22 protein-coding genes and 1 tRNA gene are annotated in these 23,518 nt (G+C 74.3%); 17 read left to right on the forward strand and 6 right to left on the reverse strand.

Annotation, left to right across the window (positions count from 1 at the left end; genetic code table 11):
* Nucleotides 1-4 precede the first annotated feature (4 nt).
* Nucleotides 5-397, forward strand: a complete 393-nt coding sequence (locus JT721_RS20930; RefSeq protein ID WP_240340617.1) for an HNH endonuclease signature motif containing protein — start codon at nt 5-7, stop codon at nt 395-397.
* A gap of 248 nt (nt 398-645) precedes the next feature.
* Here JT721_RS20930 and JT721_RS12085 read toward each other — a convergent pair whose 3' ends face one another.
* Genes JT721_RS12085 through JT721_RS12095 form a run of 3 tightly spaced genes read right to left on the reverse strand, consistent with a single transcriptional unit; the run spans nt 646 to nt 2,098 of the window.
* A complete protein-coding gene (locus tag JT721_RS12085; protein ID WP_205473391.1) occupies nt 646-1,128 on the reverse strand; it encodes an SRPBCC domain-containing protein in 483 nt (160 codons plus the stop codon).
* Nucleotides 1,125-1,610 carry an SRPBCC family protein gene (locus JT721_RS12090; protein WP_205473392.1) on the reverse strand — a complete coding sequence of 162 codons (486 nt, stop codon included), beginning with the start codon at nt 1,608-1,610 and terminating at the stop codon, nt 1,125-1,127. The genes JT721_RS12085 and JT721_RS12090 overlap by 4 nt, the downstream gene beginning before the upstream one ends.
* On the reverse strand, nt 1,607-2,098 hold the full coding sequence (locus tag JT721_RS12095; RefSeq protein WP_205473393.1) for a YajQ family cyclic di-GMP-binding protein: 492 nt from the start codon (nt 2,096-2,098) through the stop codon (nt 1,607-1,609). The genes JT721_RS12090 and JT721_RS12095 overlap by 4 nt, the downstream gene beginning before the upstream one ends.
* 118 nt (nt 2,099-2,216) lie before the next feature.
* Between JT721_RS12095 and JT721_RS12100 the strand changes: the two genes are divergently transcribed.
* Nucleotides 2,217-2,299: transfer RNA gene (locus JT721_RS12100), tRNA-Tyr, on the forward strand.
* Between the two features lie 240 nt (nt 2,300-2,539).
* Nucleotides 2,540-6,346 (forward strand): Ig-like domain repeat protein, encoded by a 3,807-nt coding sequence (locus JT721_RS21760; protein ID WP_205473394.1) that lies wholly within the window; start codon nt 2,540-2,542, stop codon nt 6,344-6,346.
* Nucleotides 6,347-6,395: 49 nt separating this feature from the next.
* On the opposite strand, the gene JT721_RS12110 is transcribed toward JT721_RS21760, so the two are convergent.
* Nucleotides 6,396-6,734 carry a helix-turn-helix domain-containing protein gene (locus JT721_RS12110; protein WP_307828017.1) on the reverse strand — a complete coding sequence of 113 codons (339 nt, stop codon included), beginning with the start codon at nt 6,732-6,734 and terminating at the stop codon, nt 6,396-6,398.
* A 78-nt stretch (nt 6,735-6,812) separates the two neighbouring features.
* Between JT721_RS12110 and JT721_RS12115 the strand changes: the two genes are divergently transcribed.
* Together JT721_RS12115 and JT721_RS12120 are read left to right on the forward strand one after the other, a co-directional pair.
* A complete protein-coding gene (locus JT721_RS12115; protein ID WP_205473395.1) occupies nt 6,813-7,736 on the forward strand; it encodes an NAD(P)-binding domain-containing protein in 924 nt (307 codons plus the stop codon).
* A 208-nt stretch (nt 7,737-7,944) separates the two neighbouring features.
* The gene (locus JT721_RS12120; RefSeq protein WP_205473396.1) at nt 7,945-9,216 is read left to right on the forward strand and encodes a NupC/NupG family nucleoside CNT transporter; all 1,272 of its coding nucleotides are present in this window, start codon (nt 7,945-7,947) and stop codon (nt 9,214-9,216) included.
* A 91-nt stretch (nt 9,217-9,307) separates the two neighbouring features.
* Here JT721_RS12120 and JT721_RS12125 read toward each other — a convergent pair whose 3' ends face one another.
* Complete coding sequence (locus JT721_RS12125) at nt 9,308-9,484, reverse strand: hypothetical protein (RefSeq protein ID WP_205473397.1); 177 nt, start codon at nt 9,482-9,484, stop codon at nt 9,308-9,310.
* 126 nt (nt 9,485-9,610) lie between these two features.
* On the opposite strand from JT721_RS12125, the gene JT721_RS12130 reads away from it, so the two are divergent.
* The gene (locus tag JT721_RS12130) at nt 9,611-10,354 is read left to right on the forward strand and encodes a hypothetical protein (protein WP_205473398.1); all 744 of its coding nucleotides are present in this window, start codon (nt 9,611-9,613) and stop codon (nt 10,352-10,354) included.
* Between the two features lie 87 nt (nt 10,355-10,441).
* Here JT721_RS12130 and JT721_RS12135 read toward each other — a convergent pair whose 3' ends face one another.
* Nucleotides 10,442-10,621 (reverse strand): hypothetical protein, encoded by a 180-nt coding sequence (locus tag JT721_RS12135; RefSeq protein ID WP_205473399.1) that lies wholly within the window; start codon nt 10,619-10,621, stop codon nt 10,442-10,444.
* Nucleotides 10,622-10,885: 264 nt separating this feature from the next.
* On the opposite strand from JT721_RS12135, the gene JT721_RS12140 reads away from it, so the two are divergent.
* From JT721_RS12140 to JT721_RS12190, 11 genes are read left to right on the forward strand one after another with little or no spacing between them, the layout of a single operon-like run.
* Complete coding sequence (locus tag JT721_RS12140) at nt 10,886-12,439, forward strand: rhodanese-like domain-containing protein (protein ID WP_205473400.1); 1,554 nt, start codon at nt 10,886-10,888, stop codon at nt 12,437-12,439.
* Nucleotides 12,436-13,311: an ABC transporter permease gene (locus JT721_RS12145; protein ID WP_205473401.1), complete on the forward strand. Its 876-nt coding sequence runs from the start codon at nt 12,436-12,438 to the stop codon at nt 13,309-13,311. The genes JT721_RS12140 and JT721_RS12145 overlap by 4 nt, the downstream gene beginning before the upstream one ends.
* The gene (locus tag JT721_RS12150) at nt 13,298-14,143 is read left to right on the forward strand and encodes an ABC transporter ATP-binding protein (RefSeq protein ID WP_205473402.1); all 846 of its coding nucleotides are present in this window, start codon (nt 13,298-13,300) and stop codon (nt 14,141-14,143) included. Before JT721_RS12145 ends, JT721_RS12150 begins: the two co-directional genes overlap by 14 nt.
* Entirely contained in the window at nt 14,140-15,186 is a 1,047-nt protein-coding gene (locus JT721_RS12155) for an ABC transporter substrate-binding protein (RefSeq protein ID WP_205473403.1), read from the forward strand. The genes JT721_RS12150 and JT721_RS12155 overlap by 4 nt, the downstream gene beginning before the upstream one ends.
* Nucleotides 15,183-16,406 (forward strand): acyl-CoA dehydrogenase family protein, encoded by a 1,224-nt coding sequence (locus JT721_RS12160; protein ID WP_205473404.1) that lies wholly within the window; start codon nt 15,183-15,185, stop codon nt 16,404-16,406. The genes JT721_RS12155 and JT721_RS12160 overlap by 4 nt, the downstream gene beginning before the upstream one ends.
* Nucleotides 16,403-17,728, forward strand: a complete 1,326-nt coding sequence (locus JT721_RS12165) for an LLM class flavin-dependent oxidoreductase (protein WP_205473405.1) — start codon at nt 16,403-16,405, stop codon at nt 17,726-17,728. Before JT721_RS12160 ends, JT721_RS12165 begins: the two co-directional genes overlap by 4 nt.
* Nucleotides 17,728-18,525, forward strand: a complete 798-nt coding sequence (locus tag JT721_RS12170; protein ID WP_205473406.1) for an SDR family NAD(P)-dependent oxidoreductase — start codon at nt 17,728-17,730, stop codon at nt 18,523-18,525. Before JT721_RS12165 ends, JT721_RS12170 begins: the two co-directional genes overlap by 1 nt.
* Nucleotides 18,506-19,750 carry an acyl-CoA dehydrogenase family protein gene (locus JT721_RS12175; RefSeq protein ID WP_205473407.1) on the forward strand — a complete coding sequence of 415 codons (1,245 nt, stop codon included), beginning with the start codon at nt 18,506-18,508 and terminating at the stop codon, nt 19,748-19,750. Before JT721_RS12170 ends, JT721_RS12175 begins: the two co-directional genes overlap by 20 nt.
* The gene (locus JT721_RS12180) at nt 19,750-21,111 is read left to right on the forward strand and encodes an NtaA/DmoA family FMN-dependent monooxygenase (RefSeq protein WP_205473408.1); all 1,362 of its coding nucleotides are present in this window, start codon (nt 19,750-19,752) and stop codon (nt 21,109-21,111) included. Before JT721_RS12175 ends, JT721_RS12180 begins: the two co-directional genes overlap by 1 nt.
* Nucleotides 21,108-22,142 (forward strand): aldo/keto reductase, encoded by a 1,035-nt coding sequence (locus JT721_RS12185; protein WP_205473409.1) that lies wholly within the window; start codon nt 21,108-21,110, stop codon nt 22,140-22,142. The genes JT721_RS12180 and JT721_RS12185 overlap by 4 nt, the downstream gene beginning before the upstream one ends.
* Complete coding sequence (locus JT721_RS12190; RefSeq protein WP_205473410.1) at nt 22,139-23,506, forward strand: LLM class flavin-dependent oxidoreductase; 1,368 nt, start codon at nt 22,139-22,141, stop codon at nt 23,504-23,506. Before JT721_RS12185 ends, JT721_RS12190 begins: the two co-directional genes overlap by 4 nt.
* Nucleotides 23,507-23,518: the final 12 nt, after the last annotated feature.

The following is a 23,518-nucleotide window of genomic DNA, read 5'->3' on the forward strand; positions in this document are numbered from 1 at the left end:
GGCGGTGCTGGAAGGCCGGCTCGCGGCGTGCGAGCTCGACACCGGCACCCGGATCAGCCCCGGCGCCGCCCGCCGCCTCGCCTGCGAGGCCGGCCTCATCCCGGCCGTGCTGGACGGGCAGTCCCAGGTCCTCGACCTCGGCCGCAGCCGCCGCCTCTTCACCACCCCGCAACGCATCGCGATGGGCCTCACCCAGAAGACCTGCCGCTCCGAGGGCTGCGACCGCCCCGCCAGCACTTGCGAGGCCCACCACAAGACCCGCTGGACCGACGGCGGCAACACCGACCTCCAGGACGGTGTCCTGCTGTGCCCCAGCCACCACCAGAGAGCACACGACCCGGCGTACGAGACGACCCACCTGCCCACCGGGAAGGTCCAGTTCCACAGAAGAACGTGAGTCGCCCAACGATGTGACCCTTTCGGACCGCAACCGCGACGGTCGACCCCAGCGGACCCGACGGCCGCCGACGACGCGCGACGACCCACCGCAACCACCCACGACGAGCAACCACATTGATCGTCTCGCGACTGCAACCCGGCGCATGTCCGTCAGACGAAGACGTCGGAGGGTTCCCGTCTCACCGGGTTTCGAGATAGGACTTCGTCCTTCCTCAACCACCGGCGCGGGGCAGCGTTCGTCGCTCCTCAACCACCAGTGGCGGCGAGGGCCTCGGCGCGCGCCTTCAGCCCCTCCGCGTGGCGGCGGAAGCCGTCGGCGACGCGGGCGGGGCCGGCGAGGGGGACGAGGGGGCCGGTGAACTCCTCGACGGTGTCGTAGCGGGTGGGGCCGCCGGGGGACTGCGTCAGCACCTGGTGGCGTACGCCGCGCACCAGGCGCAGTCGCGCGGGCAGGCCCTCGTAGGCGTAGGACAGTCGAGCGGTGGTGACGCCGTCGACGACGGCCGGCGGCTCGAGGGCGCTGATCCGCTCGGGCGAACGAGCGCCCCGGCCGTTGGCCCACCGCACGTGCAGCACGATCGGGTTGCCGACGGCCGGGGGAGCGGGGGTCTCGACGCGGACGACGAACGGGTTCCACTCGGCGTACGACGCGGTGTCGAGCATGACGTCCCACACCCGCTCGAGCGGGGCGTCGATGTCAATGGCCGCGCGCGGCCGGGCGGTGCTCACGCCTCGAGCGCGGACTTGAGCCGGGCCAGCGTCTCGTCGATGTGGGCGGCGTTGCCCGCGTCGCGGTCGGGCACGCCGGTGGCGAGCCCGGCCGGCCCCTTGAACCAGGCGGGGCGCTGGTCCCACGTCGACTCGGTGACCCGGCAGCGGTCGGCGCCGAGCGGCTCGACGTCGTACTGCCAGCGGGCGACGGGGATGCCGAACGACGACACCTCGAACGCGAACGTCCGGCCCGGCTCGGCGTCGGTCACCTCGCAGCGGGTCGACCAGCGACGCCAGCCGTTGCGGTTGCGGCCCTTGAACACCGCGCCCGGGGTGGCGGCGGTACCGGAGGTCCAGCGCATCGCCACCGCCTCTGCCGTCACGGTCGCCATCCGGTCGAGGTCGGTGACGAACGCGTACGCGGTGTCGGCGCTCGCGCCGATCTCGACCGAGCCGCTGGCGGAGGGACTGGCGGAGGGGTTGGTCGCGGGTGCGCTCATCGGTAGTTGGTGAACTGGACGGCGAAGTCGTAGTCCTGCTGCTTCACCAGCGCGATGACGGCCTGGAGGTCGTCACGCTTCTTCGACGACACCCGCAGCTCGTCGCCCTGGATCTGCGCCTTGACGCCCTTCGGGCCCTCGTCGCGGATCAGCTTGGAGATCTTCTTGGCGTCCTCGGACGAGATGCCCTCCTTGAGCGCGATCGAGATCTTGCTCTGCTGCCCCGACTGGCGCGGCTCGGAGGCGTCGAGGACCTTGAGGCTGACGTCGCGCTTGACCAGCTTGCCCTTGAACACGTCGAGCACCGCGCTGGCCCGGTCGTCTGCGGAGGCGGAGATCTCGATCGCCTGCTCGCCCTGCCACTCGATGGTCGCGCCGGTGCCCTTGAAGTCGAAGCGGGTCGCGATCTCGCGGGCCGTCTGACCGAGGGCGTTGTCGACCTCCTGGCGGTCGATCTTGCTCACGATGTCGAACGACGAGTCGGCCATGTCTGCTCCTTCGCGGCCGGGACGGCGGGGCCGCCCGGCGTTTTCCGTCTGGGGTTGCTGCTGCGCTATTGTTTCGCCTCGTTGTGCCCGTGCCAAACGGCCCGGTGCCCGGCACCCCGGCAGGTTGCCCGAGCGGCCAATGGGAGCGGACTGTAAATCCGTCGGCTTACGCCTACGCAGGTTCGAATCCTGCACCTGCCACGTCAGCGCCCCCGGTCCACCAGGTCCGGGGGCGCTCTGCGTCCCGGGGGTCGAGGGCCCGGCCATGGTGACCGAGAACGTCACGTGGCGGCCGGCTTGGTGACGTCCCCGTGCCCGGCGCGACACAACCGCGCAACGTGCGCTCCATACGTTTCCGGTGCTCGACACACATGTCTCGCTCTCGGCTCGTGCCAGTGCAGCCGCGGGCCGCGGACGACCGGACTCCTCAGGAGCCTCATCGTGCGCCTCTCCGCCCGACGGCGGGTAGGGCTCGGCCTCTCGGCCGCCCTGCTCGCCACCCCGCTGACCGCCCTGCTGCCGGCACCCGCCGTCGCGGCCGACCCGGACGGCGTCGTCGCCGCCGGTGACGACTGGGCCGTGACCAGGGCCCCCGGTGGCTACCTGGTCACCGTCGACCTCGACCAGCCGCTGCCCATCCGCTCCGACGCGCCCACCGTGGTGGTCGACGGCGAGACCGTGGGGTTGGCCACCCAGTCTGCCGACGGCCTCTCGCTCACCACCTTCACCACCGACCCGTCGGTGGGCGACGCGTCGTCGGCCTCCGCCGGCTGGGCCAGCCAGCCGCCGGGCGGCTCCGGCACGCCGTCGCGCGCGGTGGCGGTGCCGGACGTCACCGCGGCGGCGCCCGCCCTCGACGTCGACCCGGCCGCGCCGGGCACCTTCGACTGGACCGAGTCGATCTACAAGTTCGGCGACCAGGCGATCCCGCTGGCCGCCATCGGCGGAGTGCGCGGCGAGCTCGAGGGCAAGATCTACCTGCCCACCACGGGCGGTGCCCGGCCCACCGTGCTGCTCCTGCACGGTCGCCACACCTCCTGCTACACCGCCGTCAACGGCACGCCCGCCAACCCGGCCCGCTGGCCCTGCACGACCTCGCCCGACAACACCGGCCGCCTGTCGATCCCGAGCTACGCCGGCTACGACGGCACCGCCCGGGCGCTCGCCAGCCGCGGCTACGCGGTGGTCTCGATCTCGGCCAACGCGGTCAACTCCAACGACAACGAGCTGGCCGCCGACCAGGGCGCGCAGGCGCGTGGGCAGCTGCTGCTCGACACGCTCACCATGCTCGACAGGGCGAGCAAGGGTGAGCCGGTCAGCTACCACGACGCGTTCACCGACCGCGACGTCTCGCTCGCCCAGGCGCTGACCGACGGCGCCGCGTCGTACGCCGTGCGGTCCGCCGGGTTCGTGGGCGGGGCCCCGGAGCTCGACACCGTCACGCCGGCCGACCTGGTCGGCCGCTTCGACCTGACCACGATCGGCATGATGGGTCACTCCCGTGGCGGCGAGGGCGTCACCTCGGCGGCGACCCTCAACCAGGCGCTAGCCGAGCCGTGGAACATCGAGTCGATCCTGCCCCTGGCGCCGGTCGACTTCGGCCGGATGACCGTGCCGAACGTGCCGATGAACGTGATCCTGCCCTACTGCGACGGCGACGTCTCGAACCAGCAGGGCCAGCACATGCTCGACGACTCGCGCTACGCCTTCGGTGACGACGCGCTGCGCTCCGGCACCTGGGTGATGGGGGCCAACCACAACTTCTACAACACCGTCTGGACGCCGGGTAAGTACTCCTTCAGCGTCAGCGACGACTGGAGCGGTACCAACCCGACGTCGGCCCGGGCGACCGAGCCGATCTGCGGCACCGCACCGTCGACGGCCGAGACCTCGATCCGGATGACGCCGGACGAGCAGTACGCGCAGGGCACGTCGTACATGACGGCGTGGTTCCGGCTGACCCTCGGTGGCGAGGAGCAGTTCCTCCCGATGTTCGACGGCACCGGCTCGGTCCCGGCGGCACTGGGCGGCGAGGACGTGCGCACCACCGCCACCGCCCCCTCGAGCGCGCGGGCGACCATCACGTCGTTCGAGCGGTCCTCGTCGCTGGTGCGCACCTTCGGCACCGCAACCGCCAACCCGTGCGCGAGCATGAACGCCCGTACGACGCCGCAGGACCTGGCGCCGTGCACCACGACGCTGGCCAGCGCCCAGGTGCCGCACTGGACCCCCGCGTCCAACGGCGGCAACGTGCCGGCCACCCCGGTCACCCGAATGACGTGGACCAGCGCGACCGGCGAGGTCCGGGTCTCCGTGCCGGCCGGCAAGCGCGACGCGAGCGACTTCGAGCGGCTGTCGGTCAAGGTCGCCGCCGACGAGACGGTCGCCACCGGCACCGACCTCACGCTCACCGTGGTCGACGGCGAGGGCGAGACCTGGAGCTCGCCGGTCTCGGCGCTCAACCCGGTGGCGCTGGTGCGGATGCCGACCTCGGAGAGCAGCGCGGCGACCACCACGCTGAAGAAGATCGTGCTCCAGCAGGTGAACGTGCCGATCGCCACCCTGGCCGCCGACGGTCTCGACACCGGCGACCTGCGCGAGGTCCGCTTCACCGCGGCGGTCGGGGCCGACGCGGTCGCGAGCGGCGCGGCGTACCTCTCCGACCTGGCGTTCGAGAGCTCGTCGATCGGCGTCGCGGCCAACCGCACCGAGCCGGTCGTGAACGTCTACGCCCCCGGCGTCGACGAGGGCCGAGCCCCCGGCACCGTCGACCTCGCGGTCTGGCTCGACCAGCCCGCGACCTCGCCGGTGACCGGGTGGGTCTCGCTGCTCGGCTCCACCTCGAGCCGCGCCGGCGCCACCATGGAGAAGGTCACGTTCGCACCCGGCGAGACCTGCAAGGTCGTCACCGCGGCGGTGCAGGGCGACCTGGCCGACAGCACGAGCAACGTCACCAACGTCAAGGCGAGCGTCATCAGCGTCTCGGGTGCGGTGCAGGGCAAGGAGGCCATCGTCTTCATGCGGATCCGCGAGGACGACGGCCTGCTGCCCAGCGGCAACCCGCCGTCGACGCCGACCCCGCTGCCGGCGTTCGGCACGCCGGGGCCGGTCTGCGAGGAGCTGGCCGGCGTGCGCGCCGGAGGTGCGGTCAGCGTGCCCGCGACCACCGCACCCGGCGCCACGGCGCCGGTGTCGGCCGCCGGCTTCCGTGCCGGCGAGGCCGTCACCTTCGCCGGGACCGGCCTGGCTCCGGTGACCGCGGTCGCCGACGCCGCCGGCACGGCCACGGCGGCGCTGGACGTCCCGGCCGACGCGGCCCGGGGCGCCCTGCCCGTCACCGCCACGGCCGCGGCCACCGGCCGGGTCGCGCGCGGCGACCTCGGGGTGCGTGACGTCAGCACCACGACCCTGGCGATCGCGCCGGAGGCGCCGGCGCTGCGCGAACCGGTGACGCTGACCGCCACCGTCGCGGGTGGCGACACCGGCGGCACGGTCACCTTCCTCGACGGCACGACCGTGCTCGGCACGGCGCCGACCGCCGGGGGCGTGGCCACGCTGACCGTGCCGGCGGGCTTCGGGGCGGGTGCCCACTCGCTCACGGCCGCCTTCGACCAGACGGCGGTCACGACCGGGTCGGAGTCGGCACCGGTCGCCTTCGCGCTGGCCAAGGCCACGCCGACGGCCGTGGTCACGCTGAGCACCGCCAAGGTCGTCTTCGGCTCGCCGGCGGCCACCGCCGACGTCGTGGTCGGCGGGGCGGTGGGCGGCGGTGACGTCCGCCTGACCGTCGGGTCGACGACCGTGACCCTCCCGCTCGACGAGGCGGGCCGGTCGTCGTACGCCCTGCCGGCGCTGGCGGCGGGTACGTACTCCGTCGGTGTTCGCTACCTCGGCTCAGCGGACTCCGAGGAGTCGGCACCGGTCGCGGTGCCCTACACCGTCAGCCCGAAGCCGACCACCACCGCGGTGAGGGCGCCGTCGGTCCGGGCCGGCAAGAAGGTGACGGTCACCGTCACCGTCGCGGGCGCCGTGCCCGGGGTCCCGGCCACCGGGACGGTGCGGATCAAGGTGACCGGTGCGGTCACCCTCACCCGCACGGTCACGCTGCCCGCCTCCGGCAAGGTCGTGCTGAAGGTGCGCACCAAGGCGAAGGCCAAGGGCAAGCGGCTCAAGGTCCGCGCGACCTACACCGCCACCGGCAGCTACGTCTCCAGCACCTCGCCGCTGCGGACGGTGAAGCTGAAGTAGCCGGACGGCACGCCGCCGGTGGGCGGGAGGGCTCGGGCCCTCCCGCCCGCTAGGCGCGTCGCGCCGAGCGGGCCAGCCGGCCGGCGTGCCGGTCGCCCCAGGCGGCCACCGGGTCGAGCAGGTCGTTGAGCTCGCGGCCGTCGTCGGTGAGCCGGTAGTCGACCCGGCGCGGGAAGCCCTCGTGGTCCTCGCGGGCCACCAGGCCGTCGCGCTCGAGCTCTCGGAGCTGGGCCGTGAGCACCTTCTCCGACACCCCGCCCACGGCCCGGCGCAGCTGGGCGAAGCGGTGGTCGCCCTCGGCCAGGCGCCACAGGATCGTGGGCTTCCACTTGGAGCCGATCAGGTCCATGACGACGTTGACGCCGCACTCGGGATCGGGTGCCTCCACGCTGCCTCCTGGGTCGCGGGGTACGCACAACTTTGTGCGTACTGGACCGGGAGCGGTGCGCCTCGCAGGATCGTGGGCATGTCGAGCGCACAGCCTGATCCCCAGTCACCACACACGATAGCCGTGCTCGGCCTCGGCGCGATGGGAGTCGCGATCGCCGAGGCCGTGGCCCGGGCCGGGCACCGGGTCCGGGCCTGGAACCGCAGCCCCCGCGGGTTCGAGGGCGACGACGGCGGGCGGGTCGAGGTGGCGGCCACGGTGGCCGAGGCGGTGGCCGGGGCCGACGTCGTCGTGGTCTGCGTGCGCGACCACCCCGCCGCTCGCGAGCTCCTGGCGGCGGTGGCCGCGGTCCCCGGGCCGACGGGGGAGGGTCGCGTCGTGCTCAACGTCTCGACCGGCAGCCCGGCCGAGGCGGTGGAGACCGCCGCGCAGGCCGGCGACCTCGGCCTGCGCTACGTGACCGGCGCGGTGATGGTGCCCACGCCGATGGTCGGCTCGGCCGACTGCGTCGTCCTCTACGCCGGCGCCGCGGCCGACCTGGCCGTGCTCGGGCCGTTGCAGGAGGCCCTCGGCGGCCACGCCGACGCCACCGGCGCCGACCACGCGGTGCCGCCGGCGCTCGACCTGGCCATGCTCGACATCTACTTCAGCGGCATGTACGCCCACCTCCACGCCACCGCGCTGGCGGCCGCCCACGGCATCCCCGCGGCGCGCTTCCTGCCCTACGCCGACGGCATCGTCGAGACGCTCCGCGGGTCGTTGGCCGGGCTGAGCGACGCCGTCGTGCGGCGTACGTACGAGACCGGCGAGGCCCGCCTGGACATGTGCCTGGCCTTCCTCGACCACATCGTCTCCGCGAGCCACGAGGCGGGCCTCCCGGCGGGACCGGCCGGGCTGGTGCGCGACGCCTCGGCGCGGGCGCTCGAGGCCTGGCCCGGCAGCACCGACTGGGACGTGGTGGCCGAGGGGCTGACGCCGTCCGCGGCGCCGGTCAGGGGGTGACCGGCTGCTCCGGCTCCGGGCCGGGGTAGGGGTCGTTCTCGGGATCGGCGGTGATGTCGGGGTCGCCGACGCCGGGCTCGGGCACGGGTGCGGTCACGGTTCCTCCTCGGGATGCGGTCACCAGAGGTATCCGCATCCGCCGTGCGGCAACCCGGCACCGGGTCCGGCGCCGGGTCTGGTGGCGGCGGGGGTGGGGCATCGGGGGCGCATGGGAGAGCTCCGCGGTCTGCTCGGCCTGGCGCTGCTGCTGCTCGTCGCGTACGCGCTGTCGCGGCACCGCCGGGGCGTCTCGTGGCGCACGGTCGGGGTGGCGCTCGCGCTGCAGGTCGCGTTCGCGGCGCTGGTGCTGCGGTGGGGGCCGGGCGAGGCCGCGCTGCGCTGGACCTCCGACCGGGTGGAGTCGCTCATCGGCTACACCACCGATGGGACGGCGTTCGTCTTCGGCCCGCTGCTCGACGTGGGGGAGGAGGGCAGCACGATCTTCGCCCTCCAGGTGCTGCCGGTCATCGTCTTCCTCGGCGCGCTGATCGGGCTGCTCTACTACCTGCGGGTCGTGCAGTGGCTGGTGTGGGGCCTGGGCGGTGCGCTGTCGAAGCTGCTCGGGGTGAGCCGGGTCGAGTCGACGTACGGCGGCACGGTGATCTTCCTCGGCCAGAGCGAGGCGCCGCTGCTGATCGCGCCGTACCTGCGGCGGCTGCGGCGCGGCCAGCTGTTCACGGTGATGACGGCCGGCTTCGCGGCGGCCGCCGGCTCGACGCTGGTGGGCTACTCGCTTCTCGGGGCGCCGCTGGAGTACCTGCTCGCCGCGACCGTGATGAACGCGCCGGCCTCGCTGCTGATGGCCAAGCTGATGTGGCCCGACAGCACGCCCGACGAGCCGTGGGAGGGCGAGGAGGTCGACCCGGACGCGGACGATGCGGCCACCGACGAGCCCGACGTCCGGTCGGTGCGCGACGAGGAGTCGGCCAACGCCATCGACGCGATCGGCCGCGGCGCCCTGGCCGGCGGCCGGATCGCGGTCACCGTCGGTGCGCTCCTCATCGCCTTCGTCGCCCTGATCGCGCTCGCCGACGGCGTCCTAGGGGCGGTCGGCGGCTGGTTCGGCGCCGACGGGCTCACCTTCGAGAAGCTGCTCGGGTGGGCGCTGGCGCCGCTGGCCTGGCTGCTCGGCGTCCCGTGGCCGGAGGCGGTCGAGGCCGGCGGCTGGATCGGCGAGAAGACCGTGCTCAACGAGTTCGTCGCCTACGGCAACTTCGGGCCCGAGGTCGACTCGCTGTCGACGGTGACGGTCGCCGTGGTGACCTTCGCGCTCGCCGGCTTCGCCAACTTCTCCTCCATCGCCATCCAGATCGGCACCCTCGGCACGCTGCTGCCGGAGCGCCGGGCCGCCGTCGCCCGGCTCGGCCTGCGGGCCCTGCTCGCCGGCAGCCTCGCGAACCTGGCGAACGCCGCGATCGCCGGCGTGGTGATCTCGTTGTAGCGGCCAGCGCGCAGGACGCCGAGCCGTCGTCAACTGACGCCGGGTCGGCGCACCCCGGCGACGACAAGCGCCGGGTCGGCGACAGGGGAGCTCAGTGCGGGGTGGTCATCGGCTGCGTCATCGGCTGCAGGTCGGGGACGGCAGGCTCCTCCGGAGGGGCGGCCTCGGGGTCCTCGGGGTCGGGGTCGGGCGTCACGATCGGTTCGTCCGGGACCACCGGCGGCTCGTCGATCCCCGGGTCGTCCGGCTCGGGCACGGGTGCGGTCATCGCGCTCTCCTCAGCTGGGGTCCCGATCGGTACCCCCGGAGATCGGACCCATCCGGTCGGGCCCGGGCTCCGAACAGGGGGTGAGCGCGTCGACCGGCGTGCCACCCGCGACGAGAGGTCCGCCCGATGAGAACACCCAGCCTGCGCAAGCCCAGTCCGTCCCTGGTCGTCTCCGTCGCCGCGCTCGTCGTCGCGCTCGGCGGCACGTCGTACGCCGCGGTGAAGGTCAGCGGCGCCCAGATCGTCGACGGCACCGTCACCGCCAAGGACGTCAAGCAGAACAGCCTGGGTTCCGGCGTGATCCGCGACGGCTCGCTCAAGGCCCAGGACTTCCGGAAGCTGCCCACGGGTCCGGCCGGCGCCGACGGCCAGGACGGCCAGGACGGCCAGGACGGCGCACGGGGCCCGGCCGGGGTCGGGCGCTGGGCGCTGGTCGACACCTCCGGCGCGATCGTGGCGCAGTCGGGCGGGTTCACCGTCGTCTCCCGCTACGACGTCGACCCCACCACGCCGGCCGGGGCCGTGGGCAACGTCTACATCGACGCGGGTGAGGACCTCGCCGACAACGGCATCCTCGCCACCCTGGCCCTGCAGAACACCGTCGACCAGAACGCCGACGGCATCACCAACGGCCGATCGGCGAACCCGGACGCGAACCCGGAGTTCTCCGGGGAGGTCACCGTGAGCCGCTGCGCGTTCCCGGGCAGCACCGGCATTCCGACCAACTGCGCACCCCTCGTCGCCCGTACCGCGACCAGCTTCGTGGTCAGCCCGCGGCTCAGCGACGGACAGGTGACCGACGCGACCAACCGCAAGGCCTTCTACGTCGTCGTGACGGGCGACTCCTCGGACCTCGTCGCGACGCCCTGACCTCCTCGGGGGAGAGAGGGGGACGCCCCCGTCGGCCAGTGGCCGGCGGGGGCGTCGTCATGTGCGGACCCGGGTCGGGACGGGGGGTCAGGCGGTCCAGCGCACCGCCTCCTCGACGAGGTCGGCCATCGGCACGATGCCGGCCAGGTCGTCGCGGCGCTGGTAGAGCCCGGCGACGCCCGAGGCGTGCCGGGCCGCCACCTGCTCGCGGCGCACCCGGAGGGCGTCGTCGGCCTGCTGGTCGTTCGTGGTGGACGTACGGGACATGGGGGCCTCCTCGTGTGCTAATGTCTACTGAGTCAGTATAGTTCAGCGATATAAGGGGGTTAGCGATGACCGGAGCCGGGTGGGACCCGCAGCCCGGGCCCGTTGCCGTGCTGCTGCACGGTCGGCGGCACGTCGACCTCCTCCTCACGGCCAGCGCGCTCTGTCGCGGCTGAAGGTTGCGCCCCCCGCCGGCGCACCGCCACCGGCCAGCCCCGACCCCGGACAGCCGCGACCCGTCCGACCCACCCACACCCGAGGACCCTCATGACCACACCCATCGACGCCGCCGAGCTCCGGCGGCTGATCGACGAGCCGGACCGCGAGCTCGCGATCCTCGACCTGCGCCCGCCGCTGGTCCGCACCCAGGGACACCCCGCCCTCAGTGGCGGCATCCCGCTCCACGACCTCGAGCAGCGGGTCACCACCCTGGTACCCCGCCGCGGGACCACCGTGGTGCTCGCCTCCGAGCCCGACCTCGACGCCCGCGGCGCGGAGGTGCTCGCCCGGCTGGGCTACACCGACGTCCGCGTGCTGCGCGACGGGCTGGCCGGGTGGTCCGCCGCGGGCGAGCGCCTCTACACGGGCACCAACGTGCGCAGCAAGACGCTCGGCGAGTGGATCGAGGCCGAGCTCGGCACCCGCACCGTCGACAGCGAGACCGTCGCCCGCTGGCGCGAGGCGGGCGAGGACGTGGTGGTGCTCGACAGCCGCCCGCACGAGGAGTACGTCCACCACCACATCCCCGGCGGCCTCGACACCGGTGGCGGCGCCGAGCTCGCCTTCCGCGGCCTCGCGGCCGTCACCGGGCCGGCCACCAGGATCGTGGTCAACTGCGCCGGCCGCACCCGCGGCATCGTGGGCGCCCAGTCGCTGGTCAACACCGGCATCGTCAACCCGGTCTACTCGCTCCACAACGGCACGCCCGCCTGGGGCTGGGCCGGGCTGCGGGTCGAGGACGGCCCCGGCACCCCGCTCCCGGCCCCCGTCGAGGTCCCCGACGACCTTCGGAAGTGGGCCCAGCAGACCCTCGACAGCGCCGGTGCGACGGTGCTCGACGCGGTGGCGTACGACGCGCTGGTCGCCGACGCCCGGCGCACGACGTACGTCATCGACGTGCGGCGGCCCGAGGAGCACGCGGCCGGCTCGGTGCCGGGTGCCCGCTCCGTGCAGGGCGGCCAGCTCGTGCAGGGCACCGACGAGCACCTGCCGGTGCTCGGCGCCCGGGTCGTCCTCGTCGACACCGAGGACCTGCTCCGCAGCGCCAGCACCGTGCAGTGGCTGCGCTACCTCCACGACGGACCGGTGCACGTCATCACCCACGACGCGCCGGTGACCCGCCGGCCCGAGACCACCCCCGCTGCGCGCCCCGAGGTGCCGACCGTCTCCGCCGCCGAGCTCGGCGCCGCCCTCGCCTCCGGTCGGGAGCTGACGGTGGTCGACCTCCGCCCCTCGCGCGAGTACGCCGCCGGTCACCTCCCGGGGGCGGTGCACGCGCGCCGCGAGCACCTGGCCGGGCTGGTCGGGCGCGGGCGGCTCGTGCTGGTGGGGAGCGCGTCCTACGCCCCGCACTTCGCCGCCGCCGACCTGCTCGCCGCGGAGGCGGACGTCGCGGTGCTGACCGACGACCTCGCCGACGTCGGCGTCCCGCTGACCACGGCCGACCCGCAGCACGCCGGCGAGGTGGTCGACGAGGTCGGCCCACCCGAGTTCGGGCCCGAGCGCGACCGCTGGTACCGCGAGTACTTCGAGTGGGAGTACTCGCTGGTGCCGGCGTCGACCGGCGACCCCGACTTCGCGTTCGAGGAGAAGCGGCCGTGACCGCGCTCGAGACGCTGGGCGCCCCGGCCGGCGTGCCGGTGGCGGCGCCCACCACGACCCACACCTACGAGCGCGCCGGGGTGCCGGGGTCGGGCACGACCCGGGTCCGGCGGGTCCCCCAGCTGCTGCTCCGCGTGCTGGCCCCGCTGGCGCTGATCGGGCTCTGGCAGCTCAGCGACACCCTCGACTGGGTGAGCCCCCAGGTGCTGCCGGGCCCGATGGCCATCCTCGACGCCTACCGCGAGCTGTGGGCGGTGGGCGACCTCCAGGCGGCGCTGCCGATCTCGCTGCAGCGCGCGGGCACCGGCCTCCTCGTCGGCGGCACCGCCGGGCTCGTGCTCGGGGTGGTGGCCGGGCTGTCGGTCACGGCCGAGCGGTTCTACGACGCGCCGCTGCAGATGCTGCGCACCATCCCGTTCATCGCGCTGGTGCCGTTGTTCGTCGTCTGGTTCGGGATCGGCGAGACCTCCAAGGTGGCGCTGATCATCGGCGCCTCGATCTTCCCGGTCTACCTGAACACCTACCACGGCATCCGCGGCATCGACCGCAAGCTGCTCGAGGTCGGCCGCACCTTCGACATGTCCCGCTGGGAGACCATCCGGCTCGTCGTCGTACCGCTCGCCATGCCGGGGATCCTGGTCGGCTGGCGCTACGCCGCGGGAGCCGCGCTGCTCGGCCTGGTCGCCGCGGAGCAGATCAACTCCCAGGCCGGCATCGGCTACATCCTCAACACCGCCAACCAGTTCCAGCGCACCGACATCATCCTCGCGGGCATCCTCGTCTACGCCGCCCTCGGACTCGTGGTCGACGTGGTGATGCGCACGCTGGAGCACGTCCTGCTCCCCTGGAGGGCCACCCATGACGGCCGCTGACACCACCCCAGCCACCACCCCCACGACCACCCCCACGACCGGGCCGGCCGAGGAGGTCCTCAGCCACGAGGCCGTGCTCACCGGCGAGCCCGTGGTGCGGCTCGAGGGTCTGTCGAAGAGCTACGGCGAGCAGGTGATCCTCGACGGGATCGACCTCACCGTGGGCCGCGGCGAGTTCGTCGCCCTGCTGGGGCCCTCGGGCACCGGCAAGACCACGCTGCTGCGCATCCTGGGCCGGCTCGAGGACGCCTCGTCGGGCCGGGCCACCATCGCGGAGAAGACCTCGGTGGTGTTCCAGGAGCCGCGGCTGATCCAGGCCCAGCGGGTCTGGCGCAACGTGGTGCTGGCCGCGGGCCGCGGCGCGGGCGCCAGGCAGGCGGCGCACGCCGCGCTGGCCGAGGTGGGCCTGGCCGACAAGGCGCAGGCCTGGCCCAAGACCCTGTCGGGCGGCGAGGCCCAGCGCGTCGGGCTGGCCCGTGCGCTGTTCCGCGAGCCCGACCTGCTGCTGCTCGACGAGCCGTTCGGGGCGCTCGACGCGTTCACCCGCCGCAAGGCCCAGGACCTGGTGCTCGCCCTGTGGCAGGAGCACCAGCCGGGCGTGCTGCTGGTCACCCACGACGTCGAGGAGTCCCTGCTCCTCGCCGACCGCGTGATCGTCCTCGGGGGCGGGCACATCCAGGCGGACATCCGGGTCACCACACCCCGTCCGCGCGACACCACCTCGCCGGAGTTCAACGCCACCAAGCGCGAGGTCCTGGCCCACCTGAGCCAGGTCTCACCCCACGTGAGCCCGGACCACCCGGCTCACCGCGACTACGGAAAGATCTCATGAGAAAGCTCATCGCCTCCCTGTTCGCCACCACCCTGCTGGCCGCCGGGCTCTCCGCCTGCGGCGGCGACGCCGACGCGGGCTCGGGCTCCGACGGTGCCACCAAGCTGACCATCAGCTACCAGGACACCGCGTTCCCCGCGTTGATCGAGGCCTCGGGGGTCCTCGACGGCGCCGATCTCGACGTCGAGTGGGTCAACCTCACCGGCCCGGCCGCCAACCTCCAGGCGCTCTACTCCAAGGCCATCGACCTCGGCCACATGGGCGACACCTCGCTGACCATCGAGCAGGCGAACTCCAAGACCGACTGGACGGCCGACAATGCGCCGCTGGAGATCGTCGCCGGCTGGCGCAACGGCAACGACCCGGAGTTCTCCCCGCTGGTCACCGCGGTCCGCACCGACTCCGGCATCACCGAGGTCGCGGACGCCAAGGGCAAGAAGTGGGGCTTCAACTTCGGCGGCTACAACCACGCCCAGTACCTCGTCTCGCTGGTGCAGGGCGGCCTGACCGAGGACGACATCGAGCCCACGCAGTTCGCCGACGGCGCCACCTCGGCGGCGGCGTTCAACGCCGGCGAGGTCGACATCTACTCCGGCGGGCACGGCCCGATCCTCGGCGCCCTGGCCTCCGGTGACGCCGAGATCATCCTCGACGACAGCCAGACCGCGATCCCGGCGCTGAACGTGTGGACGGCCCGCAAGGACGTCCTCGACGACGAGGAGAAGGACGCCGCGCTGGAGGAGTTCTTCGAGCGGATGTCGGGCTACTGGGCCTGGCACGACGAGAATCCCGAGGAGGTCAAGAAGATCCTCGTCGAGCAGCTGAAGGTCGACGACGCCCGCGCGGACTTCGAGTACGAGGTGCGCCGGGGCGCCTTCCGGGCGTTCGACGACGGGCTCCTCGCCGAGGAGCAGGCGGTGGCCCAGGCCCTCTTCGACGGCAAGGCCATCCCGAAGCTGCCCGAGGTGGGCATCGGCTTCGACCCGCGCTACAACGAGGTCCAGGGCGCGATCTCGAGCGCGGACGCACAGGCGGCGCAGTGACGCTGGTCGCCGGGTCGCCCGCGGTCGCCGGGACCTTCCTCGACGAGCTCACGCAGGTCGTCGAGGAGGTCCGGGCGGGCGCGTCCGCCCGGGACCGCGAGCGCACCTACGCGGTCGCCGAGGTCGAGCGGCTGCGCGCGACCGGGTTCTGGGCGGCCACCGTGCCCGTCGAGCACGGCGGGCTCGGCCTCGACGCTGCGACCCTGGTGCAGGCGGTGCTGCTGCTGGCCGGCGCCGACGGCAGCCTGGGCCAGGTCCCCCAGAACCACTTCATGACCGTGGAGCGGATCCGGCTCGCCGCCCGACCAGACCAGCGACGGCGCTGGCTGGCCCTGGTCGGGTCGGGCGCGGTGCTCGGCAACGCCACGGCCGAGCCGGGGGAGCGGCCACCGGGCGAGAGCGCGAGTGCGCTGCGCCGGGCCGGCGACGCCTGGGTGCTCGAGGCCCGCAAGGTCTACAGCACCGGCTCGCTGCTCGCCGACCACATCGCCGTGCAGGCCCGCGACGAGGAGGGCCGGCAGCGCACCGCGCTGGTGGCCCGCGACGCCCCGGGCGTCGAGGTCGTCGACGACTGGCAGAGCATCGGGCAGCGGACGACGGCGTCCGGCTCCTCGGTCTTCCGCGGGGTGCGGGTCGCCGACGTCGACGTGCTCGACCACGCGGTCGCGCCGGTGGCGACCTACCGGATCTCGGCCCTCGGCCAGCTGCTGCACGCCGCCATCGACGCCGGCATCGCGGTCGCGGCGGTCGACGAGACCGTCGCGCTCGCCCGGCGGGTGCACGCCGGCCGCGGCGCCGGGGTCAAGGAGTTCGGCGACGACCAGCTCGGCGTCGCTCTCGTGGGCGACCTGTCCGTGCAGGCGCTCGCCGCCCGTCGGCTCGTGGAGTCGGCCGCCGCGCGGCTCTCGCTGCTCCACGAGGCCTCGCCGCTCGAGGAGGTCGTCGACACCTGGTACGAGGTCGCGGCCGCCAAGCTGGTGAGCACCCGGGCCGCGCTGGCGGTGACCGCCGGTCTGTTCGAGGTGGGCGGCGCCAGCTCGACCCACCCCGACCACGGGCACGACCGCTACTGGCGCGACGCCCGCACCCACACCCTCCACGACGCCGTGCGCTGGAAGCCCCACGCGATCGGTCGCTGGCGGATCGCCCGCGACGTCGGTGACCCGTGGAGCATCGGCCACCCCTTCCGTCCCCTCGACGAGCTCAGGAGCACCCCGTGACGACCGCTGCCCGCCCCCGTCGGCTGCACCTCAACGTCAACGTCAACAGCTCGGGCCGGCACCCCGCCTCGTGGCGGGTGCAGCCCGACCCGCTCGGCTTCCTGGACCTCGGCTACTTCGAGGAGATCGGGCGGCTGGCCGAGCGGGGCCGGCTCGACGCGGTGTTCTTCTCCGACGGCTTCGACCACTCCGAGACCCGGCCGTGGCAGGCGCTCGACCCGTTCGTGCCGCTGACCGCGGTGGCGCGGGTGACCGAGCACGTCGGCCTGGTCGCCACCCAGTCGTCGAGCTTCCAGCACCCCTACAACATCGCCCGGTCCACGGCGTCGCTCGACCTCGTCTCCGGCGGTCGGGCGGCGTGGAACGTCGTCGCCACCCGGGCCCCCGAGGCGGCCCGGCTGTTCGGCCTCGACGACCTGCCCGACCACGACGAGCGCTACGCCCGCGCCGAGGAGGCGGTACGCGTCGTGCTGGCCCTGTGGGAGTCGTGGGAGCCGGGCGCCTTGGTCGCCGACCAGGCCAGCGGCACGTTCACCGACCCGGCGCGGATCCACCCGGTGGCCCACGACGGCACCCACTTCCGGGTGCACGGTCCGCTCAACGTGCCCCGCTCGCCGCAGGGGCGGCCGGTGCTGCTCCAGGCCGGCGGATCGCCGCAGGGCACCGCGCTCGCCGCGAGGTACGCCGACGCGGTGTTCTCGGTCAGCCACACGCTGCCGGCGGCCCAGGGGTTCTACCGCACCGTCAAGTCCGCCGCCGCGGGCCACGGCCGGTCGCCGGACCAGGTCGTCGTGCTGCCCGGGCTCTTCCCCGTGCTGGGCGGCACCGAGGCCGAGGCGCGCGAGCGCAAGGCCTGGCTCGACGGCGTAGCCGGCTTCGAGGGCGAGCTGGAGTCGCTCAGCGGCACCCTCGGCCTCGAGCCCGGCGACCTCCACCTCGACCGGCCCCTGCCGTGGGACCTGCTGGAGCGGGCCGGCGGCAGGGGCAGGAGCCTGGGGTTCGCGGCGGCGATCCTCGACCTCGCCAGCCGCGAGGACCTCACCGTGCGCCAGCTGCTGGAGCGCAACCCCAACGGCCACCGCAGCCTGGTCGGCACGCCCGAGCAGGTCGCCGACGACGTGGAGGCCTGGTTCACCGGCCGGGGCGCCGACGGCTTCAACCTCAACGTCGACGCGTTCCCCGACGGGCTCACCGCGATCGTCGACGGGCTGGTGCCGGAGCTGCAGCGGCGCGGGCTGTTCCGCACCGAGTACGAGGGCACCACGCTGCGCTCGCACCTCGGCCTCGAGGAGCCCGGCCACGAGCGGGCGGGGGTGGCCTGATGGACCTCGACCTGACCGGCCGCCGGGCGATCGTCACCGGCGCGACCGGCGGCATCGGGGTCGAGGTGGCCCGGGTGCTGGCCGAGGAGGGCGCCGACCTGGTGCTCGCCGCCCGCACCCGCGAGCCGCTGGAGAAGCTGGCCGCCGAGGTCGCGGAGCACGGCGGCCGACGTGCCCACCCGGTGGTCGCCGACGTGCAGGACGACGGCTCGGTGCGCGCGCTGGTGGCCGAGGCGGTCGACGTCCTCGGCGGCGTCGACATCCTGGTCAACTCCGCCTCCAACCAGCAGGTCGGCAGGCACATGCCGGGCCTGCTCGACACGACCGACGAGGTGTTCTGGGAGGACGTCGACACCAAGCTGGTCGGCTACCTGCGCACCGCCCGCGCGGTCGCACCCCACCTGGTCGCGCAGGGCTGGGGCCGGATCGTCAACATCGGCGGCCTCGGTGCCCGGGAGACGCGCTCGCTGGTGCGCTCCGTGCGCAACGTCGGCGTCGCTGCGCTGACCAAGAACCTCGCCGAGGAGCTCGGTCCCCACGGCGTCAACGTCACCGTCGTCCACCCCGGCCTGACCCGCACCCCCACGCTGTCGCGCGACCTGGCGACCCGGGCCGCGGCCGAGGGACGCACCGTCGCCGAGCTCGAGGACGAGCTCGGCGCCAACGCGCTCGGGCGCCTCGTCGACGCCGCCGAGGTGGCCGACGTGGTGGCCTTCCTGGCCTCTCCTCGCAGCGTCGCGGTCAACGGCGACGCGGTGTCGGTGGGAGGTGGGACCCGTGGCGTCATCCACTACTGAGGCCCCCGCCCGGTCCGTCCCCGCGGAGGGACCGGGCGCCGCCACGACCCCCGGGCGGCGGTTCGCCACTGCGCGTCGCCTGGGCCTCGCCGACCTCCTCCAGAGGGTCGCCGAGGGCGAGCCGGAGCGCGAGCGGACCGGACGGGCGCCGTACGACGAGGTACGGCTGCTCGCCCGGTCCGGCTGGGGCGCGCTCCGGCTCCCGCCCCGGCTCGGCGGGCGCGGTCTCTCGCTGGTCGAGCTGGTCGAGCTGACCGTCGAGCTGGCCGAGGCCGACTCCAACGTCGCCCACCTGCTGCGCAACCACCTCCTGTTCGTCGAGGGCGCGCTGGCCGACGAGGCGCACCACGGCCGCTGGCTGGCCGAGGTGGCCGACGGCTTGCTGTGGGGCCTGGGCTTCGGGGAGACCGCGATGCCGCGGGCCGGCGAGCGCGACTTCGCCACCACGCTGCTGCTCGACGAGGACGGCTGGGTGCTCGACGGCACCAAGCACTACTCCACAGGCAACCTCTACGCCGACCGCATCCACGTGCTCGCCACCCAGGCCGACGGCCGGGTCGCCCACGCGATGGTGCCGACCGACCGCAGCGGGGTGGCGCGGCTCGACGACTGGGACGGCATCGGGCAGCGGTTCACCGGCTCGGGGACCACGCGGTTCCGGCGGGTCCGGCTCAACGCCGACGAGGTGGTCACCGCCGACCAGCTCGAGCAGCGGCGCCCGCCGCGCGCGACGCCGTTCGCGCAGGTCTACCTCACCGCCGTGGTCGCCGGTATCACCGCCGCGGCCGCCGCCGAGGCCGTCGACCTGGTGCGCGGCCGGCGGCGCAACTACTTCCACGGCCTGCACGAGGTGCCACGCCACGACCCGCTGCTCCAGGCCACCGTGGGCCGGCTCTCCGCCGACGCGTTCGCCGCCCGGGCGACCGTGGTCGAGGCGGCCCGCAGCCTCGAGCGGGCCCTGGCCGCGGGCGGCGTCCCCGAGATGGAGGCCGCCTCGCTCGACGCGGCCCGCGCCAAGGTGGTCGTCGACGAGCTCGCCACCCGGACGACGTCCGGGCTGCTCGACGCCGGCAGCGCCTCCGCGGTGCGGGCCGACCTCGGCCTCGACCGCCACTGGCGCAACGCGCGCACCGTGATCGCGCACAACCCGGCGTCGTACAAGCTGCGCGTCGTCGGCGACCACGAGCTCAACGGCACGCCACCACCCGAGGGGTCGTTCTTCTGATGCCCACCGCCTCCACACCCGGCGGCCCCACCCGGGGGCACCTCCCGCTCGTGGTCAACATGCAGCCCTCCGGCGTCCACCAGGGCGCCTGGCAGGCGCCGGGCGCCGACCCGCGCGCGTTCGTCGACCTCGGCTACCACCGCGAGCTCGCGCGGCAGGCCGAGCGCGGCGTGCTCGACGCGGTGTTCCTGGCCGACTTCGCCGCGCTCCAGCCCGAGTCGCACCGCCAGCCCCGGTGGACCCTCGACCCGCTGGTCACCCTCTCGGCGCTGGCCGGTGCCACCGAGCACGTCGGCCTGGTGGCCAGCATCAGCACCACGCTGGTCGAGCCGTACGCCGTGGCCCGCGCGGTGGCCTCGCTCGACCACGTGAGCGGCGGCCGGGCGGGGTGGAACGTCGTGACCAGCTTCGACCCCGCGTCGGCGCGCAACGTCGGCCTCGCCGAGCTGCCCGACAAGGCCGTGCGCTATCGGCGGGCCGGGGAGCACGTCGACGTGGTCCGCGCCCTGTGGTCGAGCTGGGAGGACGGCGCCCTGGCGTTCGACCGCACGACGCACACGTTCATCGACACCGCGAAGGTGCACCCGGTGGACCACCACGGCGAGTTCTTCGACGTGGCCGGCCCGCTGCAGGTGCCGCCGCCGCCGCAGGGCCAGCCGGTCGTCTTCCAGGCCGGCGGGTCGGAGGGCGGGCGCGACCTCGCCGCGCGGCAGGCCGACGCGGTCTTCGCCGCGCAGCTGACCCTCGCCTCGGCCCGCGACTACCGCGCCGACATCCGGGCCCGGGCCGCCGCGCTGGGTCGCGATCCCCAGCACCTGCTGCTGTTCCCCGGCGTCGTCGTGGTCGCGGGCGAGACCCGCGCCGAGGCGCTCGCGAAGCGGCGCGCGCTCGACGACCTGGTCGGCACACCCGAAGCGCGGCTGGTCAACCTCGCCCACTTCCTCGGCGTCGACCAGGCCCTGCTCCGCCTCGACCGGCCGCTGCCGCCGGAGGCCCACCGGCCGGCCACCCACGGCGCCGACGGGTTCCGCCTGGCCGTGCTGAGCTTCTTCGCCGACGGCGAGCGCACCGTGGGCGACTTCCTGCGCGAGGGCAGCTTCGGCCACCGGTCCCTGGTCGGCGACCCAGTCACGATCGCCGACGACCTCCAGTCGTGGTGGGAGGGCGGCGCGGCCGACGGGTTCGTGCTGATGTTCGACGCGCTCCCGAGCGGCCTGCGCGACTTCGTCGACCTGGTCGTGCCCGAGCTGCGGCGCCGCGGGCTCACGCGGCCCGCGTACGACGGCAGCGACCTGCGCACCCGCCTCGGCCTCCCGGCCTGGGGCGCGACCACCCGCGAGCCCCAGGAGGCCACCGCATGACCACCCGTCCCCTGCCCCCGCGACGACTCGGCGCGCTGGCGGTCTCGGCCGTCGGCCTGGGCTGCATGAGCCTGGTCGGCGGCACGTCCGCCGAGGACGAGAAGCGCGCCCGCGCCGTCGTCGACGCCAGCCTCGAGGAGGGCGTCACCCTCTTCGACACCGCCGACGTCTACGGGCCGTTCGACAGCGAGGTGCTGCTCGGCCGCGCGGTGTCGGCGGTGCGCGACCGGGTCGTGGTCGCCACCAAGTTCGGCAACCCGCTCGGCACCCCCCACCCCGACGGCCGCGACGTCGACGGGCGCCCGGAGTACGTACGGGCGGCGCTCGACGCCTCGCTGCAGCGGCTCGGTCTCGACCACGTCGACCTCTACTACCTCCACCGCGTCGACGCGCGGGTGCCGATCGAGGAGACGGTGGGGGCGATGGCCGAGCTGGTAGCTGCCGGCAAGGTGCGCCACCTCGGTCTCTCCGAGCCCGGACCCGACACCATCCGGCGCGCCCACGCGACCCACCCGATCGCGGCGATCCAGACCGAGTGGTCGGTGTTCAGCCGCGACATCGAGCAGCACACCGTGCCGGTGGCCCGCGAGCTGGGCATCGGCCTGGTGCCGTACTCGCCGCTGGGCCGCGGCCTGCTCACCGGCGCGATCCGCGGCCTCGACGACGTGCCCGATCGGCTGCGCGGTCGCGAGCGGTTCGTCCCCGGTGCGCTCGAGACCAACCTGCTGCTCGCCGGCACGGTGCGCGAGATCGCGGCCGAGCTCGCGGTGGAGCCCGGCCAGGTCGCGATCGCCTGGGTGCTGGCCCAGGGCGACGACGTGGTGCCGATCCCCGGCACCAAGCAGGCCGACCGGGCCCGGAGCAACGCCCGCTCGGTGGACGTGGTGCTCACGGCCGAGCAGCGAGCGCGGCTCGACGGACTGGCCGGCGCGGTGGTCGGCCACCGCTCGCCGCGCCCCGAGCTGGTCACCGTCGAAGCGCCTCCGCAGGTGCAGCCCGGGCCCGCGTCGTCGGACGAGGTCGTCCGGTGACCCGGCAGATCGGGTTCAACGCCTTCGCCATGAACACCGTCGGGCACCAGTCGCCCGGCCTGTGGCGCCACCCCGACGACCGCTCGGCCCACTACCGCGACCTGGAGCACTGGACCGAGCTGGCCCGGGTGCTCGAGCGCGGGGTCTTCGACGGCATCTTCCTCGCCGACGTCCTCGGCACCTACGACGTCTACGGCGGCGACTCGACCGCCTCGCTGCGGGCGGCGGCGCAGGTGCCGATCAACGACCCGATGCTGCTGGTGCCGGCGATGGCGCTGGTCACCGAGCACCTCGGGTTCGGCGTCACGGCCAACACCTCCGCGGAGCACCCGTTCCCGTTCGCCCGCCGGATGTCGACGCTCGACCACCTGACCCGGGGTCGGGTGGGCTGGAACATCGTGACCGGCTACCTCGACTCCGCCGCGCGCAACCTCGGCGGCACCCAGCTGCCCCACGACCAGCGCTACGACCACGCCGAGGAGTACCTCGAGGTGGTGCGCCGGCTCTGGGAGGAGTCGTGGGAGGACGACGCTGTGGTGCGCGACGCCGCCTCCGGGGTCTTCACCGACCCCGCGAAGGTGCACCCGATCGACCACCACGGCCGGTGGTTCGACGTCCCGGGCTTCCACCTGAGCGAGCCGTCGCCGCAGCGGACGCCGGTGATCTACCAGGCCGGTTCGTCGCCGCGCGGCATCGGGTTCGCGGCCCGGCACGCCGAGGCGGTCTTCGTCGCCGCGTCCGGCCCGGCGTCGCTGGCCACCACCGTCGCGCGGGTACGCGCCGCCGTGGCCGAGGCCGGCCGCGACCCGCGCTCGGTGCGGATCTACACCAAGCTCACCATCGTCACCGACGCGACGCCGCAGGCGGCGCGCGCCAAGTACGACGACTACCTCGCCCACACCGACGCCGAGGGCGCGCTCGCCCTGGTGTCCGGCTGGATGGGGGAGGACCTGTCGCGCCACGACCTCGACCAGCCGCTCGCCGACGTGACGAGCAACGCCATCCACACCTACGCCAGCGCCTACTCGGGCGTCGACGACGACGGCCGGCCCTGGACCGTGCGCGACCTCGCGCTGCGGGCCGGCATCGGCGGTCTCGGCCAGCTCGTCGTCGGCTCGGGCGAGGAGGTCGCCGACGAGGTGCAGGCGCTGGTCGAGCAGACCGACGTCGACGGGTTCAACCTCGCCTACGCCGTCACCCCCGGGTCGTTCGTCGACGTGGTCGAGCACGTGGTGCCGGTGCTGCAGGCCCGCGGCGCCTACCCCACGGCGTACCGACCGGGCACGCTGCGGCACAAGCTGTTCGGCCGGGGCGACCGGCCCGCGCGGCGGCAGGCGGTGCTGACGGCGGGCGCCGGTCGCTGAGCGCGGCGGCGA

The sequence above is a fragment of the Nocardioides sp. SYSU D00038 genome (assembly GCF_016924665.1).
Classification (GTDB): Bacteria; Actinomycetota; Actinomycetes; order Propionibacteriales; family Nocardioidaceae; genus Nocardioides.

What these genes read in the sequence shown, in the direction of transcription:
- JT721_RS12130 (WP_205473398.1), top strand. Translation starts at nt 9,611, where the DNA reads ATGAGAACACCCAGCCTGCGCAAGCCCAGTCCGTCCCTGGTCGTCTCC.
- JT721_RS12170 (WP_205473406.1), top strand. Translation starts at nt 17,728, where the DNA reads ATGGACCTCGACCTGACCGGCCGCCGGGCGATCGTCACCGGCGCGACC.
- JT721_RS12095 (WP_205473393.1), bottom strand. Translation starts at nt 2,098, where the DNA reads ATGGCCGACTCGTCGTTCGACATCGTGAGCAAGATCGACCGCCAGGAG.
- JT721_RS12125 (WP_205473397.1), bottom strand. Translation starts at nt 9,484, where the DNA reads ATGACCGCACCCGTGCCCGAGCCGGACGACCCGGGGATCGACGAGCCG.
- JT721_RS12180 (WP_205473408.1), top strand. Translation starts at nt 19,750, where the DNA reads ATGCCCACCGCCTCCACACCCGGCGGCCCCACCCGGGGGCACCTCCCG.
- JT721_RS12115 (WP_205473395.1), top strand. Translation starts at nt 6,813, where the DNA reads ATGTCGAGCGCACAGCCTGATCCCCAGTCACCACACACGATAGCCGTG.
- JT721_RS12155 (WP_205473403.1), top strand. Translation starts at nt 14,140, where the DNA reads ATGAGAAAGCTCATCGCCTCCCTGTTCGCCACCACCCTGCTGGCCGCC.
- JT721_RS12150 (WP_205473402.1), top strand. Translation starts at nt 13,298, where the DNA reads ATGACGGCCGCTGACACCACCCCAGCCACCACCCCCACGACCACCCCC.
- JT721_RS12140 (WP_205473400.1), top strand. Translation starts at nt 10,886, where the DNA reads ATGACCACACCCATCGACGCCGCCGAGCTCCGGCGGCTGATCGACGAG.
- JT721_RS12120 (WP_205473396.1), top strand. Translation starts at nt 7,945, where the DNA reads ATGGGAGAGCTCCGCGGTCTGCTCGGCCTGGCGCTGCTGCTGCTCGTC.
- JT721_RS12185 (WP_205473409.1), top strand. Translation starts at nt 21,108, where the DNA reads ATGACCACCCGTCCCCTGCCCCCGCGACGACTCGGCGCGCTGGCGGTC.
- JT721_RS12090 (WP_205473392.1), bottom strand. Translation starts at nt 1,610, where the DNA reads ATGAGCGCACCCGCGACCAACCCCTCCGCCAGTCCCTCCGCCAGCGGC.
- JT721_RS12135 (WP_205473399.1), bottom strand. Translation starts at nt 10,621, where the DNA reads ATGTCCCGTACGTCCACCACGAACGACCAGCAGGCCGACGACGCCCTC.